Consider the following 15,261-nt stretch of genomic DNA (forward strand, 5'->3'; position numbering starts at 1 on the left):
AGAAGAGCTACCGGGTAGCGGTCCGTCCCGTGCCCGTCGGCGGCGGAACTCCGGTCCCCTCGGGCCCGCGCGCCAGACGCGTCAGCGGATACCCATGGCGAATCATGCGTTACATCGCCGGGGCGGAGCAAGGCCACGTGGACCCTGCCCCGCTCCGTACGGGCTCAGCCGAGCGTGTTGGCGGCCGTCTCGGACGAGTCGCGCAGGAAGCCGCTGCAGCGCTCGTACTCCTCCTGCTCGCCGATCGCCTGGGCGGCGCGGGCGAGGGCGTGCAGGGCGCGGAGGAAGCCACGGTTGGGCTCGTGCTCCCACGGCACCGGGCCGTGGCCCTTCCAGCCGCTGCGGCGCAGGGCGTCCAGCCCCCGGTGGTAGCCGGTGCGGGCGTAGGCGTACGACTCGACGACCCGGCCGCCCTCGAAGGCGTCGTCGGCGAGCTGGGCCCACGCCAGCGAGGACGCGGGGTACTTCGCGGCGACCTCGGCCGGCGCGGCGCCGGAGGCGAGCAGCTCGCGCGGCTCGGGGTCGTCGGGCAGGTGCGTCGGGGGCGGGCCCCCGAGGAGGTTCTCGTGAATGGACATGGGTTCCAGTATGGCCGGGGCCCGGCCGCTCGTGGTGAGCTGCCGGGCCCCGGATCGGTATTCCGCCGAGCGCGTTACTTCAGCTTCGTACCGGTGGAGCGCAGGTCGGCGCAGGCCTGGGTGACGCGGACGGCCATGCCGGCCTCCGCGGACTTGCCCCAGCTGCGGGGGTCGTAGACCTTCTTGTTGCCGACCTCGCCGTCGACCTTCAGGACGCCGTCGTAGTTGCGGAAGACGTGGTCCACAACGGGGCGGGTGAAGGCGTACTGGGTGTCGGTGTCGAGGTTCATCTTGATGACACCGTTCTCCAGCGCCGTCGCGATCTCCTCCTTGGTGGAGCCGGAGCCACCGTGGAAGACGAAGTCGAACGGGTCCTTCTTGCCGTACTTGGCGCCGATGCCGTCCTGGAGGTCGCGCAGCAGCTCGGGGCGGAGCACGACGTTGCCCGGCTTGTAGACGCCGTGGACGTTGCCGAAGGAGGCGGCCAGCAGGTAGCGGCCCTTCTCGCCCAGGCCGAGGGCCTCGGCGGTGCGGACGGCGTCCGAGACGGTGGTGTAGAGGGAGTCGTTGATCTCGTGGGAGACGCCGTCCTCCTCGCCACCGGTCGGGGTGATCTCCACCTCGAGGATGATCTTCGCCTTGACGGCCTGGGCGAGGAGCTCCTTGGCGAGCTCGAGGTTGTCGTCGAGGGTCTCGGCGGAGCCGTCCCACATGTGGGACTGGAAGAGCGGGTTCAGGCCCTTGGCGACGCGCTCCTGGGAGATCGCGAGCAGCGGCCGTACGTAGCCGTCGAGCTTGTCCTTCGGGCAGTGGTCGGTGTGCAGGGCGACCGTGACCGGGTACTTCTCGGCGACGATGTGCGCGAACTCGGCGAGCGCGACCGAGCCGGTGACCATCTCCTTGTTGTACTGGCCGCCCAGGAATTCGGCGCCGCCGGTGGAGATCTGGACGATGCCGTCGCTCTCCGCCTCCGCGAAGCCGCGCAGCGCCGCGTGCAGGGTCTGGGTCGAGGTGACATTGATGGCCGGGTAGGCGAACTTGCCTGCCTTCGCCCGGTCGAGCATCTCGTTGTAGACCTCGGGGGTTGCGATGGGCATCTGTCCGCTCCTTGTGATGTGCGGGTGGTCGTGACCTGGGGTGACCCTGACCTGGGGTCGACGTCATCGTCGGGGCCATCTTCCCAGATGGCCGGTTTCACGTGAAACGGCCTGCCGGGGGTGGTTCGGCCCTGCTTCGAGTGTGCTCCGGGTGTACGTCAGTCGAGGTCGAGATCGGCCAGACCGAACACCTGGTAGTACGGCAGCCCGGCCTGCGCGATCGCCGGGGCGGCCCCGCGCTCGACGATCACCGCGACGCCGACCACCTCGGCCCCGGCCTCGCGCAGCGCCGCCACGGCGGCCAGCGGGGACCCGCCGGTGGTCGAGGTGTCGTCCACCGCCAGCACCCGGCGGCCCTTGACGTCGGGGCCCTCCACCTGGCGCTGCATGCCGTGGGCCTTGGCGGCCTTGCGTACGAAGAAGGCGTCGAGCTTGCGGCCGCGCGCGGCGGCGGCGTGCAGCATCGAGGTAGCCACCGGGTCGGCGCCGGCGGTCATGCCGCCGACGGCCTCGAAGTCGAGGTCGGCGGTGGCGTCCAGCATCAGCTGCCCGACCAGCGGGGCGGCGTCGCCGTCCAGGGTGATGCGGCGCAGATCGATGTAGTAGTCGGATTCCAGGCCGGACGAGAGGGTCACCTTGCCGTGGACCACGGCCTTGTCCTTGATCTGCTGGAGCAGGGCTTCGCGGGCGTCAGTCATGGCTACGAGATTAGTCGCTGTCAGCCGCGGCTCAGGCGAGCGATTCCCAGGCCCATGTCGTGCTGACCTCGAGCGGATCGATGGGGGTGACCAGGCGCGGATCGGAGTTCAGGCCGTTCGGCGGGCCCGACTGCGGCTCGACGCAAACGGCCTCGGGCTGCTCGTCGTACATCACGACCCACTCGGCGGGGCTGGTGATGCGGAGCGTCAACTCACCCGGCCAGGTGAGGGTCACATCGACCCCGTCCGGCATGCCGAAGCAGTCGTCCCACGGGCGCGGCTCGGGGTCGATCCGGCGGCCGGTGGGGAGGTGGTCCTCGCCGCGCTCCTCCTGCCACGCGGGTGTGAAGGACGGCTGCGCGTCCTGGCCGCCCTTGCCGAGGTTGCGCAGGAACCACGGGTGCCAGCCGGCCTGCGCCGGGAAGGAGTCGCCGTACGTCTCCACGCCGAGGGTGACGGTGAGGTCCGACTCGGTGAGCTCGAAGAGCTGCGTCACCCGGCCGGGGTAGGGCCAGGGCTTGGCGAGGTCGTAGTAGAAGCCGGCGGTGGTGTCGGTCGCCCCGGGCGCGGCGTGCCAGGCCGTGTCGCGGCCGGTGCCGTGGATGGCGTGCGGGCCGGCGTCCTGCGGCATCTGGTGGACGGTGTCACCGTTGCGGAAGCGGCCGTCCTTGGTCCGGCCGCACCAGGGCACCATCGGGAAGGAGCCGTAGTGGCTGCCCTGGCGAAGCAGTTCGACGCCGTCCACCGTGAACGAGCCGATACGGCAGCCGTTCTCCGGAACGATCGTCAGCGCGGCGCCCCCGGCGCGGAGTACGTGAGTTTGGTCAGCCACGGAACAAACTCTAGAGCCTCCGGCGTCGCAGCGCCCTGCCGACCACCACTGCGCCGGCGATCAGTACCGCCGCCGCCGGTGCCGCCCAGCGCAGCGTCGCCGTCGCCGATGCGGCCTCCGGCGGCGGTACGGGGGCGTAACGGCCGCGCGGCGGGGCGTGGTCGACCTCCTCGGCGCTGCGGCCGATCATGGTGCGGCGGGCGTGCGCCGCCTCGGCGGGAGGCTCGGGTGCGTCGTCGAAGGCCTCGAGCTCGGCCACGCTCTCCGGGACGGTGAGCCCCTCGGGGAGGTCGGCCTCGTCCTCCAGGTCCGGGTCGGGCTCCTGGTCCGGCGCCGGCGCCTCCACCGGCTTCTGCTCCGGCAGGTCCGTGGTGAGTTCGGTGACGAAACGGTCCAGCAGGCGGTGCCCGGCCGCGGTGACCACGGCCGGCTCGAGCTCGGCGAGGCGGCCGTCCGCCTGCACGGTGCCGCTGAAGGTCAGCAGGGTGCCGCCTTCCGCCTGCTCCAGCCCGATCTCGATGGACAGCTTCACGCTGCCGGCGCCCCGGGCCTCGGTGGCCTCGGCCTCGGCCGCGAAGGCGCCGGCGTTCTCCGTCAGACGGAGCACACCGCGATACGTGATCGTGGAGCCGCCGATACGCAAGCGCAGCCGCCCGGTGATCCCCTCTGCCCCCGCTTCCCGCTGCAGGCCCGGCACGGACCGGCTGACCCGCTCCGGGTCGGTCAGGGCCCGCCGAACGGTTTCGGCCGGAAACGGAACGAATACCTCGTGGTCCATGGCCCCGGAGCCTAATCGCCTCCGGCGCGGTTGGGGGTCTTTTCGCGCCGCCCGCCGTCCGGTTGCCCTCAGCCCACGCGCGGGCGGATCAGGGTCGACGGGGGCAGGCCCCGGATGCGGGTGGCGGAGGCGGCTTCGGCGGCGGCGCGCAGGGCCGGGGGGAGGCTGGGCGCGGAACGCGTCGCGGCGAGGACGATGCCCGAACGGCCGCCGCCGGGTGGGCCGTCGACGTAGGGCGTGGTGTGCAGGCCCGCCGCCCGGAGCGTGGCGTCGACCGTCCACAGGGTGTGCGGGGCCGCCGCACCGGTGTGGACGGCGAGGCGGCCGCCGGGGGCGAGGGTGCGGGCGGCCAGGCCGAAGAACTCCTGGGAGTAGAGCTTGGCGCTGCGGGAGAGCCGGGGATCGGGCAGGTCCGCCAGGACCACGTCGTACGTGCCGGGCCGGCCGCGCCGGAGCCAGTCGAAGGGGTCGGCCGGGACCGCGCGGACGCGGGGGTCGCGTAAGGAGTGACGGTTCAGCACGGTGAGCCCCGGGTCCGTACGGGCGAGGCGGATCAGCTCGGCGTCCGGGTCGACGACGGTGGCCGACCGCACTCCGGGGTAGCGCAGCGCCTCCCGCAGGGCGAGTCCGTCGCCCCCCGCGATGACCAGGACGCGGCGCCGGGGCCCGGGCCCGGCCATGGCGGGGCGGACGAAGGCGGCCTGGTAGCCGCCGCGGGGGTGGCCGTCGAGGTAGAGCCGGCGCGGGGTGCTGGTGAGGACGACCTCCTGGACGGCGGTCTGCTCGGCCAGCCGTACGTCGCCGCCGTACAGCGCGTGCCGGGCGGCCCGTTCGAAGGGGCCGGAGGCCAGCGCGGCGGCGGCCAGCAGGGTGAGGACGGCGAGGTTGACGAGCAGGACCCGGAGCTGGGCGCGCCGGCTGAGGTCACTGCGGAAGAGCCAGAGGACGATGACGCCGCCGGCCACCGCGTTGACCGCGCCGGTGACGAGGGCGCCGGTGAGCTGGCCGAGGAAGGGCAGCAGGAGGAAGGGGAAGGCGAGTCCGCCGGCCAGGGCACCCACGTAGTCGGCGGCGAAGAGGTCGGCGACGGCGCCACCCGCGTCCTGGCGGCGGATGCGCTGGATGAGGGTCATCAGCAGGGGGACCTCGGCGCCGATGAGCACGCCGATCGCGAACGCGAAGACGATCATGGCGGGCCGGGACTGGCCGAGCCAGGCGAAGCCCGCGTAGAGGGCCATGACGGAGAGTCCGCCCACCAGCGCCAGCGCCGCCTCGACGGCCGCGAAGCCGGCTGCCGCGACCAGGCGGAGCCGTTTGGCGAGCAGCGAACCGACGCCCATGGCAAAGACCATGACGGACAGCACCACGGACGCCTGGGTGACGGAGTCGCCGACCAAGTACGAGGCGAGGGCGACCAGTTCGAGTTCGTAGACCAGTCCGCATGCCGCGCAGACGAACACCGCCGTCAGCACCAGCGCACGGGCCGGCCCGGCGGCTACGGGAAGTCGGAGCCGGCGGGCCGGTCGGGCCGAGCGAAGGGGCGACTGGTCGATCATGGCTGAACGGTATGTCAGGTTTGCGGCGCAACTCGTCACCCACAAGGGTGGGATGCGCGTATTCCGGGGGCGGATTGGAGGCTGGTTATGGGAGTGCGCTGAGCCGTGAGCGGGTGGCCACGAGGCGGTTTTCCTGTGGATAGGCGTGCCAGGTCCGCCAATGGACACCGTCGTTGCCGTATTGGACGAGCATCGCCGTGAAGGCGTGCGGGTCACCCGGAAAGGTTCCCGCCAGGCCGTTGGGATGGTCGGCCACCAGGGCGAGCAGTTCCTGGGCGCGTCCGGCGAAGGATCCCCGGGACAGGGTCTCGATACGGGCGGCGAATTCGTAGTCCCAGCCCGCCACCCGTTTGGCGACCCCGAAGGGGAGCGGATCGGTACTGCCCTTCATACAGGCCACGGTCTCCGAGCAGCGGCCTCGCGGCGAGTCGAGAATCACCTGATGGGAGGCGCCGAGCAGCCGCATCTGAACCTGTACGCCGGAACCGGCGCCGGGGCCGGAGCCGTCGGCGCCCAGGCGCCGGTCGAGCACGGCGAGCGCGGGCAGCGCGTCCTTGCCCAGACACCAGGCCAGGTCTCCGGCGCGGGTGTCGGTGTAGGCGGTCTGCAGGGTGGTGAGCATGGGTCGGCTCCGCAAGCACATCGCAGGGACGCGATGGAGTAAGGGTTCGTGGTGAGGTGAGGTGAGGTGAGGTGGTGGGCCGACCCGCGCCTGTGGGGGGATCATCTGATACATGGTCCGTCGGCTCGCGCCCACGTCGGGTCGGGGGTCGGTGAATACGCAATCATGAATGCGCGGTGCCCTCAGCTCTTTTACCCATCTCCGGCCGCTTTACATCCCCAAGGGCGCGTAATGGCTCAGATGTTCTGCGTTATGACACCCGGCGGGTGAGTGGAACCCGCCGGGCGCATATGCGAATAGGCATGGGCTGTCCGCAATTTCACGCGGCCGCTCGGACCGCACCTGCCTCAACTGCTTCCGCAGCCCCCGCCCCCGCCGCACGACGATCCGCCCCCGCACGACGAGTGCCCTCCCCCGCACGAGTGACCGCCACCCCCATGGTGACCACCGCCTCCGCCGTCCGACGAGCCGGCACCGCCAGCCCACCAGCTGGCGCTTGCCCCGCTGTCGGTGTAGCCGCCGCTGTTCGAGCGCTTCGCGTTCCTGCCCCGCGGCTTCCGGTTGCTCGCGATCATCCCCGCGACGAACAGCACCCCAAAAATGATCAGGAATATGGTCATCTCCGAAGCCCCCCTTTCTTTGCGCCTGTCCTACGTGTCGTACGTGGCACGGTCATGCCCGCGGTCTCAGCGGGCCAAAGCAGAGTTGAGGAAGTCCAGAGGTTCGGCAGCCGGCGCCGGGCCGAGCGGGACATCGTTTAGTGTCAAAGCGTCGCGTGGGACGTGTGCCGTATGCCGTATGCCGTAGGGAGCTGGTGTCATGGGAGCAAGGCCGTATCTGAACCGGAGCCTGGCCGCATTCGGGACGACGATCTTCGCGGAGATGTCCGCGCTGGCCCTCAAAACCGGCTCCATCAACCTCGGCCAGGGCTTCCCCGACACCGACGGCCCCGAGGAGATCCGCGAGGCAGCCGTGCGCGCCCTCCGGGACGGGCGCGGCAACCAGTACCCGCCGGGGCCGGGCGTGCCCGAGCTGCGCGCCGCCGTCGCCGACCACCAGCAGCGGCGGTACGGGCTCGAGTACGACCCTGATGCCGAGGTCCTGGTCACCGCGGGGGCGACGGAGGCGATCGCGGCGGCACTGCTCGCGCTGCTGGAGCCCGGCGACGAGGTGATCGCGCTGGAGCCGTACTACGACTCGTACGCCGCCTGCATCGCCATGGCGGGCGGCGTACGCGTCCCGGTCACACTGCGGCCGGACGGCGAGGCGTTCGGGCTGGACCTGGCCAAGCTGCGGGCGGCGGTGACGGAGCGGACGCGGCTGATCCTGCTCAACACCCCGCACAATCCGACGGGCACGGTCCTGAGCCGGGCCGAGCTGGCCGCCGTGGCGGAGCTCGCGGTGGAGCGGGACCTGCTGGTCGTGACCGACGAGGTCTACGAGCACCTGGTCTTCGAGGGCGAGCACCTCCCGCTCGCCGGCTTCCCCGGGATGCGGGAGCGCACCGTCACCATCGGCTCCGCCGGGAAGACCTTCTCCTTCACCGGCTGGAAGGTCGGCTGGGTGACCGCCTCGCCCGAGCTGGTCAGCGCGGTGCGGTCGGCGAAGCAGTTCCTGACCTATGTGGCCTCGGGGCCCTTCCAGTACGCCGTCGCCGAGGCGCTGCGGCTGCCGGACTCGTACTTCGCGGGCTTCCAGGCCGACCTGAAGGCCAAGCGGGACCTGCTGAGCGCGGGCCTCGCGGACGCCGGCTTCAGGGTCTTCCGGCCGGCGGGGACGTACTTCGTGACCACCGACATCCGCCCGCTCGGCGAGTCGGACGGCTTCGCCTTCTGCCGCGCGCTGCCGGAGCGGGTCGGTGTCGTCGCCATCCCCAACGCGGTCTTCTACGACCACAAGGAGGCGGGCGCGCCCTACGTACGCTTCGCCTTCTGCAAGCGCGACGAGGTGCTCACGGAGGCGGTGACCCGCCTCAAGGGGCTGCGGGCGGGCTGACCGGGTTGCGGGAAGGCGTTCCGCAAGGCGGACGGCCTACCCCCAACCCGGCGGTAGCTCAGCTCTCGTCGTCGCCTTCGTCCTGCTTCGGCGACTCCACGTCCTTCTCCAGGCCGAGCGTGTCGACGACCCACTTGTCGAACTCGATCGAGGCCCGCACCCAGCTGACCGTGCTGGAGACGAAGTGCTCCAGGCCGACGCCGAGCCCGATCAGCATCTGGGCCTCGCCGATCAGCCGTACCGAGCCGTCGTCGTTGGTGTGGGTGTAGACCTTCGGCCACAGGGTGCGGCGGTTCCAGTCGTCGATGACCTCGTGCAGCTGCGGCTTGTCGTCGACGGTGTACGGGCGGTCGTAGAAGGTGCGGACCGCGAAGATCTGCTGGTCCTCCTCACCGCGGAACATGAAGTACGCGCGGAACTCCTCCCACGGCGCCGCGAGGTCACCCTCGTCGTCGACGACGTACTTGAGCTCCATCTGCTCCAGCAGCTGCTTGACCAGGTCCTGGTCGGGGATGACCACGTTTCCGGCAGTCTCGGACGGATCGGGGTCCGGCTGGCCCCCGAAATTCGGAATCGAGGACGGGTCGATGCTCACCGTTGAGGTTCCCTTCGTACGGATTACCCGCCATCCTCCCCCATCCGGGGACGGAGCGTCACAGTGACTTCGCCGTGCCGACGATCAGCCGGTCGCCGGCTCGGTCCACGCGCACGGTGTCGCCGTCACGCACCTCGCCGGAGAGGATCTCCCGGGCGAGCTGGTCGCCGATGGCGGTCTGGACGAGACGGCGCAGCGGCCGGGCGCCGTACGCGGGGTCATTGCCCTCGTCGGCGAGCCAGTCCAAGGCCTCGTCCGTGACTTCCAGCGTAAGCCGACGGTCCCGCAGCCGGGCCGCGAGCCGGTCGGTCTGCAGCCGCGCGATGTGGCGCAGCTCGTCCTTGGCGAGCGCGGAGAAGACCACGATGTCGTCGAGCCGGTTGAGGAACTCCGGCTTGAAGGACACCCGGACCGTCTCCAGGACGCTCTCCTTCTTCTCGGCCGCGCTGAGCACCGGGTCCACCAGGAAGTGGCTGCCGAGGTTGGAGGTGAGGATGAGGATGACGTTACGGAAGTCAACGGTCCGGCCCTGGCCGTCCGTCAGCCGCCCGTCGTCCAGCACCTGCAGCAGGACGTCGAACACCTCGGGGTGCGCCTTCTCGACCTCGTCGAGCAGCACCACGCTGTACGGGCGCCTGCGCACCGCCTCGGTGAGCTGGCCGCCCTCCTCGTAGCCGACGTAGCCGGGCGGGGCGCCGACCAGGCGGGCGACGGAGTGCTTCTCGCCGTACTCGCTCATGTCGATACGGACCATGGCGCGCTCGTCGTCGAAGAGGAAGTCGGCGAGAGCCTTGGCCAGTTCGGTCTTGCCGACGCCGGTCGGGCCGAGGAACAGGAAGGAACCGGTGGGGCGGTCGGGGTCGGCGATGCCGGACCGCGCGCGGCGTACGGCGTCGGAGACGGACCGTACGGCCTGGGTCTGGCCGATCAGCCGCCTGCCCAGTTCTTCCTCCATACGGAGGAGTTTCTCGGTCTCGCCCTCCAGAAGGCGCCCGGCGGGAATGCCGGTCCAGGCGGCGACGACGCCTGCGATGTCGTCGGGGCCGACCTCCTCGCCGACCATGCCCTCCAGCTCCTGCTGGGCGGCGATCGCCACCTCCAGCTCCTTCTCGGCGGCCGGGATCAGCTCAGTGCGGATCTTGCCGGGGGTGACCCAGTCGCCGGTCTCGGGGGCCTTGAGCTCGGCGAGTTCGCGTTCGGTCTCCAGCTCGTCGAGCCGCTTCTTCAGCTCGCCGACCCGGGTGTGGATCGCCTTCTCCTTCTGCCACCGGGCCGTCAGGCCGCGCAGCTGCTCCTCGCGCTCGGCGCGGTCCTTGCGCAGCCGCTCCAGGCGCTCGCGGCCGTCGTCGGACAGGTCCTGCTCGGGGTCGCGCTTCTTGAACAGGCCCCGCTCCTTGTCGGCCGAGGCGCTGGCCAGCAACGACTCCTCCTCCATCCGCAGCCGGTCGACGGCGCGCTGCAGCTCGTCGATCTCGACGGGCGAGGAGTCCATCTCCATCTGCAGCCGGGACGCGGCCTCGTCCACCAGGTCGATGGCCTTGTCGGGCAGGAAGCGTGAGGTGATGTAGCGGTCGGAGAGCTGGGCGGCGGCGATCAGCGCCGAGTCGGCGATCTGTACGCCGTGATGCGCCTCGTACCGTCCCTTGAGGCCGCGCAGAATGGCGACCGTGTCCTGCACCGAGGGCTCGGCGACCAGCACCTGCTGGAAGCGCCGCTCCAGCGCGGGGTCCTTCTCGATGCGCTCGCGGTACTCGTCGAGGGTGGTCGCGCCGACCATGCGCAGCTCGCCGCGCGCCAGCATCGGCTTGAGCATGTTGCCCGCGTCCATGGCGGAGTCGCCGCCGGCGCCCGCGCCGACGACCGTATGCAGCTCGTCGATGAAGGTGATGACCCGGCCGTCGCTGGCCTTGATCTCGGCGAGTACGGCCTTCAGCCGCTCCTCGAACTCCCCGCGGTACTTCGCCCCGGCCACCATCGCGCCCAGGTCCAGTGCCACCAGCCGCTTGCCGCGCAGCGACCCGGGCACGTCGCCCTTGACGATGCGCTGGGCGAGGCCTTCGACGACGGCGGTCTTGCCGACGCCCGGCTCGCCGATGAGCACAGGGTTGTTCTTGGTGCGGCGGCTCAGCACCTGCACCACGCGCCGGATCTCGTTGTCCCGGCCGATGACCGGGTCGAGCTTGCCCTCGCGGGCGGCGGCGGTGAAGTCGGTGCCGTACTTCTCCAGCGCCTTGTAGGTCCCCTCGGGGTCCTGACTGGTCACGCGCTGCCCTCCCCGGGTGGTCTCGAACGCGTCCAGCAGCTTCTTGCCGGTCGCACCGTACTGCGTCAGCAGCTCACCGGCCGGACCGCCCTTCACGGCGATCCCGATCAGCAGGTGCTCGGTGGAGATGTACGCGTCCCCGAGCTCCTTCGCCCGGGTCGTCGCGTCGGCCACCACTGCCAGCAGATCGCGGTTCGCCCCGGGCGGTGCCACGGTCGAACCCTGCACGCTGGGCTGGGCCTCGACCAGCTTCTCCGCGCCCTGGCGTACGGTGCCGGGCTCGGCGCCCGAGCTGGTCAGCAGGTCGAGGATGTTCTCGTTCTCCGGCTGCTCCAACAGCGCGAGCAGCACATGCGCAGGCGTCAGGTCCGGATGCCCGCCGGACACCGCCTTCGCATTGGCGGCGTTCAGCGCTTCCCGGCTCTTGATGGTCAGCTCGGCGTCCACGTCCGCGTAGCCCTCCTCCTCGGTCGGCGGTCAAAACCTGCTGTTTCCAACCTGAGACAAGTTGAGTCTATTCCACTCAAGGTTGCGACCGCCAGCATGCGCGGCGCACAGCCGCACCTCAGCTGCCCCACAGCCCTGATCGAACCTCATCGAACCTCTTCGCTGATCCTTCACACCTCTGCCAAGATCCCCACAGGGAGGGGATCCTTTACATGTCCATACGCAGTCGCGCGGCCTCCGTCGCCGTGCTCTCGCTTGCCATCGCCGCCGCCGGCCTGGCGCCCGCCACCACCGCGCAGGCCGCCGTCACGTGCCCCAGCGGCTACTGGAAGGCGCAGTACTACCCCAACACCACCTTCAAGGGTGACCCCAAGAAGACCGCCTGCGAGACAGGCATCAGCAAGGACTACGGAACCGGCGACCCGGCAGGCGTCACCCTGCCGAAGGACAACTTCGGCATCCGCTGGACCATGACCCGCGACTTCGGCTCCGGCGGACCGTTCGCCTTCTCCACCGCCGTACGCGACGGCGTCCACGTCTACCTCGACGGCAAGCGGAAGATCGACCTCTGGAAGGACGTGACCACGACCCGGAAGAAGACCGTCAACGTCACCGTCCCCAAGGGCAAGCACACCATCACCGTCAAGTTCGCCGCCTTCAAGGGCAGGGCGAACATCACGTTCGGCTACACCCCGCGCACTTCGGCCGGCGTCGACAAGGTCAAGCCGCTGGCTCCGACCGGCATGCACGCGGCGTACCTCAGCAACGGCGACGGCAGCCTGTACTGGTCCGGCAACGTCGAACTCGACCTCGCCGGTTACCGCGTCTACCGCCGCCCGTCGACGGCCACCACCTGGACGAAGATCAGCGGAAGCTCGCTGCTGACCTCACCCGCGTACACCGACCGGCCGCCCTCCACGGGCCTGCAGTACGTGTATGCCGTCACCGCGGTCGACAGGGCCGGCAACGCCTCCGCCAAGTCCTCCGGCGCCGCCGTCACCACACCCGACTGGACCGCCCCCGCCGTCCCGACAGGCCTGAGCGCCACGTATGACGACGACACCGCCCAAGCCACCCTGACCTGGAACGCCAACACCGAGGCCGACCTCGCCGGTTACCAGGTCTACGTCCGTACGGGCTCCGCCGGCGACTGGACCGCGGGCCCCGTGGTGACGTCGACCGGCTACACCACCTCGCCGGCGACCACGGGCGAGACGTACGAGTACGCCATCACCGCCCTCGACAAGGTCAACAACTCCTCGGCCAAGTCCCCGGTGGTGAGCGTCACTTCGCGCGACGACCTCCACCCCGCGGCCATCACCGACCTCACGGCGACGGTCACCGCCAACTCGGCGGTGAAGCTGAGCTGGACCATGCCGACGACCCGCTTCGCCACGGTTTACCACGTCTACCGGTCGACCACCTCGCCGGTGGAGATCACCTCCGCGAACTACCTCGAGGACTGCTACCAGCCGACCGACACCGACCCTGCCCCGTACGCGGTGACCTGCACCGACAGCAATGTCCCGCTGCGCGGGGTCACGTACTACTACGCCGTCACCGTGGTCAACTGGGACGAGAACATCCAGTCGGACGCCTCGAACGAGGTCTCCGCCACCGTCCCGGACTGACCCTCTGACACCCTGCTGACCATGACGATCAACCCGCGCGACCCCGGCCCCGACTACCTCGCCTTCTGGCGTGAGTACCACCTCTGCACCCTGACCACCCACCGCCCCGACGGCTCTCCGCACGTCGTCCCGGTCGGCGTGACGTACGACCCCGGGGCCGGGGTCGCGCGCATCATCACCAACAAGGCCAGCCGCAAGGTCGCCAACATCCTCGCGGCCCGGCCCGAGGCCGCCCGGGTCGCCGTCTGCCAGATCGACCGGGCGCGCTGGGCCACCCTCGAAGGCACCGCCACCGTCAACACCGACCCGGCGGCCGTCGCCGACGCCGTACGCCGCTACGCGGAGCGGTACGGCCGCACCCCCGGCGAGAACCCGAGCCGGGTCGTGATCGAGATCGCCCTCACCCGGGCGATGGGCCGGCCCTGACCCGCAGACGACAACAGGCCCGCCACCCTCCCGGGTGACGGGCCTGACTGCTCCGCGCTGAGAACGGCTGTGCAGGAGTGGCTACTCCGGCCGCTTGGGCCGCCACACCACCAGCGCGCTGGTCTGCTGGACGTCCTGGTACGGGACCAGGTCGCGCCGGTACGAGGCATGGACCTGGGCCTCGCGCTGTTGGAGGGCGGCGGCGGCACCCTCCACGGCGGCGGCGAGCTCGGCGACGCGGTCCTGGAGGGCGGCGACCTGGTTCTCGAGCTCGATGATGCGCTTGATGCCGGCGAGGTTGATGCCCTCGTCCTGCGACAACCGCTGCACTTCACGCAGCAGCTGGATGTCGCGGGCGGAGTAGCGGCGGCCACGGCCGGCGGTGCGGCCGGGGGAGACCAGGCCGAGGCGGTCGTACTGGCGGAGGGTCTGGGGATGGAGGCCTGAGAGCTGGGCGGCCACCGAGATGACGTAGACCGGCGATTCCTCGGTCAGTTCATAGGGGTTACGCCCCCTGACACCGCCGATGCCGTCCATGCCGTCCATGCTCATGACGTCAGGCTCCCTTCGCGGCCTTGAACAGCTCTGCCCGTGGATCGAAGTCCGAGGTCGCGTTCCGGTACGCCTCCAGGGCGTCCAGGGCCTTGCCCTCGCTGGCCGGCGGGACGGCGACCTCGACGGTGACGAGAAGGTCGCCCCGGGTGCCGTCCTTGCGCACGGCGCCCTTGCCGCGGGCGCGCAGCGTACGGCCGTTGGGGGTGCCCGGGGGCAGCTTGAGCCGCACCGGGGGGCCGCCGAGGGTGGGGACCTGGATCTCGCCGCCGAGGGCCGCCTCCGTGAAGGAGACCGGGACGGTGACCGTGAGGTTGTCGCCCTTGCGGCCGAACACGGGGTGCGGGTCGACGTGGATCATCACGTACAGGTCACCCGACGGGCCGCCGGTCTCGCCGGGGGCACCCTTGCCGCGCAGGCGGATCTTCTGGTTGTCCGTCACGCCGGCCGGGATGCGGACCTGCATGGTGCGGGAGGAGCGGGCCCGGCCACTGCCCTTGCAGACGTCGCAGGGGTTCTGGGCGATGAGGCCCCGGCCCTTGCAGTCGACGCAGGGGTCGGTGAGGGAGAAGCCACCGCCGCCGCCGCGCGAGACCTGGCCGGTGCCGACGCAGGTGGGGCACACGCGGGGCGTGCCGTTGGTGTCGCCGGTGCCGGCGCAGGCCTTGCAGGGGGCCTGGCTGGACATCCGCAGCGGCACGGTCGCGCCGTCCACGGCCTCGGTGAAGCTGAGCGTCACCTCGGTCTCGATGTCCTGGCCACGGCGCGGCTGGACGCGTCCGGGGCCGCGGTTGAACAGGCCGCCGAAGACATCGCCGAGGCCGCCGCCGAAGCCGCCGCCCGCCGTGCCGCCGCCGCCCTGGCTGCCACCGAAGAGGTCGCCCAGGTCGAAGCCACCGCTGAAGCCGCCGGGCCCCTGGCCGGGACGGCCGAAGCCGCCGCTGCCGAAGAGGGCGCGGCCCTCGTCGTACTCCTTGCGGCGCTTGGTGTCCGACAGGACGTCGTTGGCCTCGGAGATCTCCTTGAAACGCTCCTCGGCCTTGGCGTCGCCCTTGTTCGCGTCCGGGTGGAACTCCCGGGCGAGCTTGCGGTACGCCTTTTTGATCTCGGCCTCGGTGGCGTCCTTCGGGACGCCGAGGACCTTGTAAAGATCTTTCTCCAGCAGGTCCCTGCTGATGCTCATCCTCGACG

The 15,261-nt window shown here is 70.9% G+C and carries 14 protein-coding genes; 3 read left to right on the forward strand and 11 right to left on the reverse strand.

The features are described 5' to 3' along the window. Positions 1-164: 164 nt before the first annotated feature. From ACFXJ5_RS04805 to ACFXJ5_RS04835, 7 genes are all read right to left on the reverse strand, one after another. Positions 165-578: a DUF3151 domain-containing protein gene (locus tag ACFXJ5_RS04805; protein ID WP_384626873.1), complete on the reverse strand. Its 414-nt coding sequence runs from the start codon at positions 576-578 to the stop codon at positions 165-167. Positions 579-652: 74 nt separating this feature from the next. Beyond that, positions 653-1,675 carry a class II fructose-bisphosphate aldolase gene (gene fbaA, locus ACFXJ5_RS04810; protein ID WP_384626875.1) on the reverse strand — a complete coding sequence of 341 codons (1,023 nt, stop codon included), beginning with the start codon at positions 1,673-1,675 and terminating at the stop codon, positions 653-655. Positions 1,676-1,833: 158 nt separating this feature from the next. Continuing rightward, positions 1,834-2,373, reverse strand: coding sequence for an orotate phosphoribosyltransferase (gene pyrE / locus ACFXJ5_RS04815; protein WP_384626878.1), 540 nt, complete (start codon positions 2,371-2,373; stop codon positions 1,834-1,836). Positions 2,374-2,404: 31 nt separating this feature from the next. Next, positions 2,405-3,205, reverse strand: a complete 801-nt coding sequence (locus ACFXJ5_RS04820; RefSeq protein WP_384626881.1) for an aldose epimerase family protein — start codon at positions 3,203-3,205, stop codon at positions 2,405-2,407. Positions 3,206-3,215: 10 nt separating this feature from the next. Then, positions 3,216-3,983 (reverse strand): SRPBCC domain-containing protein, encoded by a 768-nt coding sequence (locus ACFXJ5_RS04825; RefSeq protein WP_384626884.1) that lies wholly within the window; start codon positions 3,981-3,983, stop codon positions 3,216-3,218. 68 nt (positions 3,984-4,051) lie between these two features. Beyond that, positions 4,052-5,539 (reverse strand): polyamine aminopropyltransferase, encoded by a 1,488-nt coding sequence (locus ACFXJ5_RS04830; RefSeq protein WP_384626887.1) that lies wholly within the window; start codon positions 5,537-5,539, stop codon positions 4,052-4,054. 85 nt (positions 5,540-5,624) lie between these two features. Beyond that, a complete protein-coding gene (locus tag ACFXJ5_RS04835; RefSeq protein ID WP_384626891.1) occupies positions 5,625-6,161 on the reverse strand; it encodes a DUF2617 family protein in 537 nt (178 codons plus the stop codon). Positions 6,162-6,980: 819 nt separating this feature from the next. Between ACFXJ5_RS04835 and ACFXJ5_RS04840 the strand changes: the two genes are divergently transcribed. Continuing rightward, the gene (locus tag ACFXJ5_RS04840) at positions 6,981-8,156 is read left to right on the forward strand and encodes a pyridoxal phosphate-dependent aminotransferase (protein ID WP_384626894.1); all 1,176 of its coding nucleotides are present in this window, start codon (positions 6,981-6,983) and stop codon (positions 8,154-8,156) included. A gap of 58 nt (positions 8,157-8,214) precedes the next feature. On the opposite strand, the gene ACFXJ5_RS04845 is transcribed toward ACFXJ5_RS04840, so the two are convergent. After that, a complete protein-coding gene (locus tag ACFXJ5_RS04845) occupies positions 8,215-8,751 on the reverse strand; it encodes a YbjN domain-containing protein (protein ID WP_384626897.1) in 537 nt (178 codons plus the stop codon). 58 nt (positions 8,752-8,809) lie between these two features. Beyond that, positions 8,810-11,461: an ATP-dependent Clp protease ATP-binding subunit gene (locus ACFXJ5_RS04850; RefSeq protein WP_384626900.1), complete on the reverse strand. Its 2,652-nt coding sequence runs from the start codon at positions 11,459-11,461 to the stop codon at positions 8,810-8,812. Positions 11,462-11,673: 212 nt separating this feature from the next. Between ACFXJ5_RS04850 and ACFXJ5_RS04855 the strand changes: the two genes are divergently transcribed. After that, entirely contained in the window at positions 11,674-13,092 is a 1,419-nt protein-coding gene (locus tag ACFXJ5_RS04855; protein ID WP_384626903.1) for a PA14 domain-containing protein, read from the forward strand. Between the two features lie 21 nt (positions 13,093-13,113). Continuing rightward, on the forward strand, positions 13,114-13,518 hold the full coding sequence (locus tag ACFXJ5_RS04860; protein ID WP_384626906.1) for a pyridoxamine 5'-phosphate oxidase family protein: 405 nt from the start codon (positions 13,114-13,116) through the stop codon (positions 13,516-13,518). 81 nt (positions 13,519-13,599) lie between these two features. Here the strand turns inward: ACFXJ5_RS04860 and ACFXJ5_RS04865 are convergent, their stop codons facing one another. Together ACFXJ5_RS04865 and dnaJ are read right to left on the reverse strand one after the other, a co-directional pair. Beyond that, positions 13,600-14,055: a heat shock protein transcriptional repressor HspR gene (locus tag ACFXJ5_RS04865; RefSeq protein ID WP_384628308.1), complete on the reverse strand. Its 456-nt coding sequence runs from the start codon at positions 14,053-14,055 to the stop codon at positions 13,600-13,602. A 19-nt stretch (positions 14,056-14,074) separates the two neighbouring features. Then, positions 14,075-15,253 carry a molecular chaperone DnaJ gene (gene dnaJ, locus ACFXJ5_RS04870; protein ID WP_384626909.1) on the reverse strand — a complete coding sequence of 393 codons (1,179 nt, stop codon included), beginning with the start codon at positions 15,251-15,253 and terminating at the stop codon, positions 14,075-14,077. Between the last annotated feature and the right edge of the window lie 8 nt (positions 15,254-15,261).

The sequence above is a fragment of the Streptomyces sp. NPDC059373 genome, from assembly GCF_042751495.1.
Classification (GTDB): Bacteria; Actinomycetota; Actinomycetes; order Streptomycetales; family Streptomycetaceae; genus Actinacidiphila.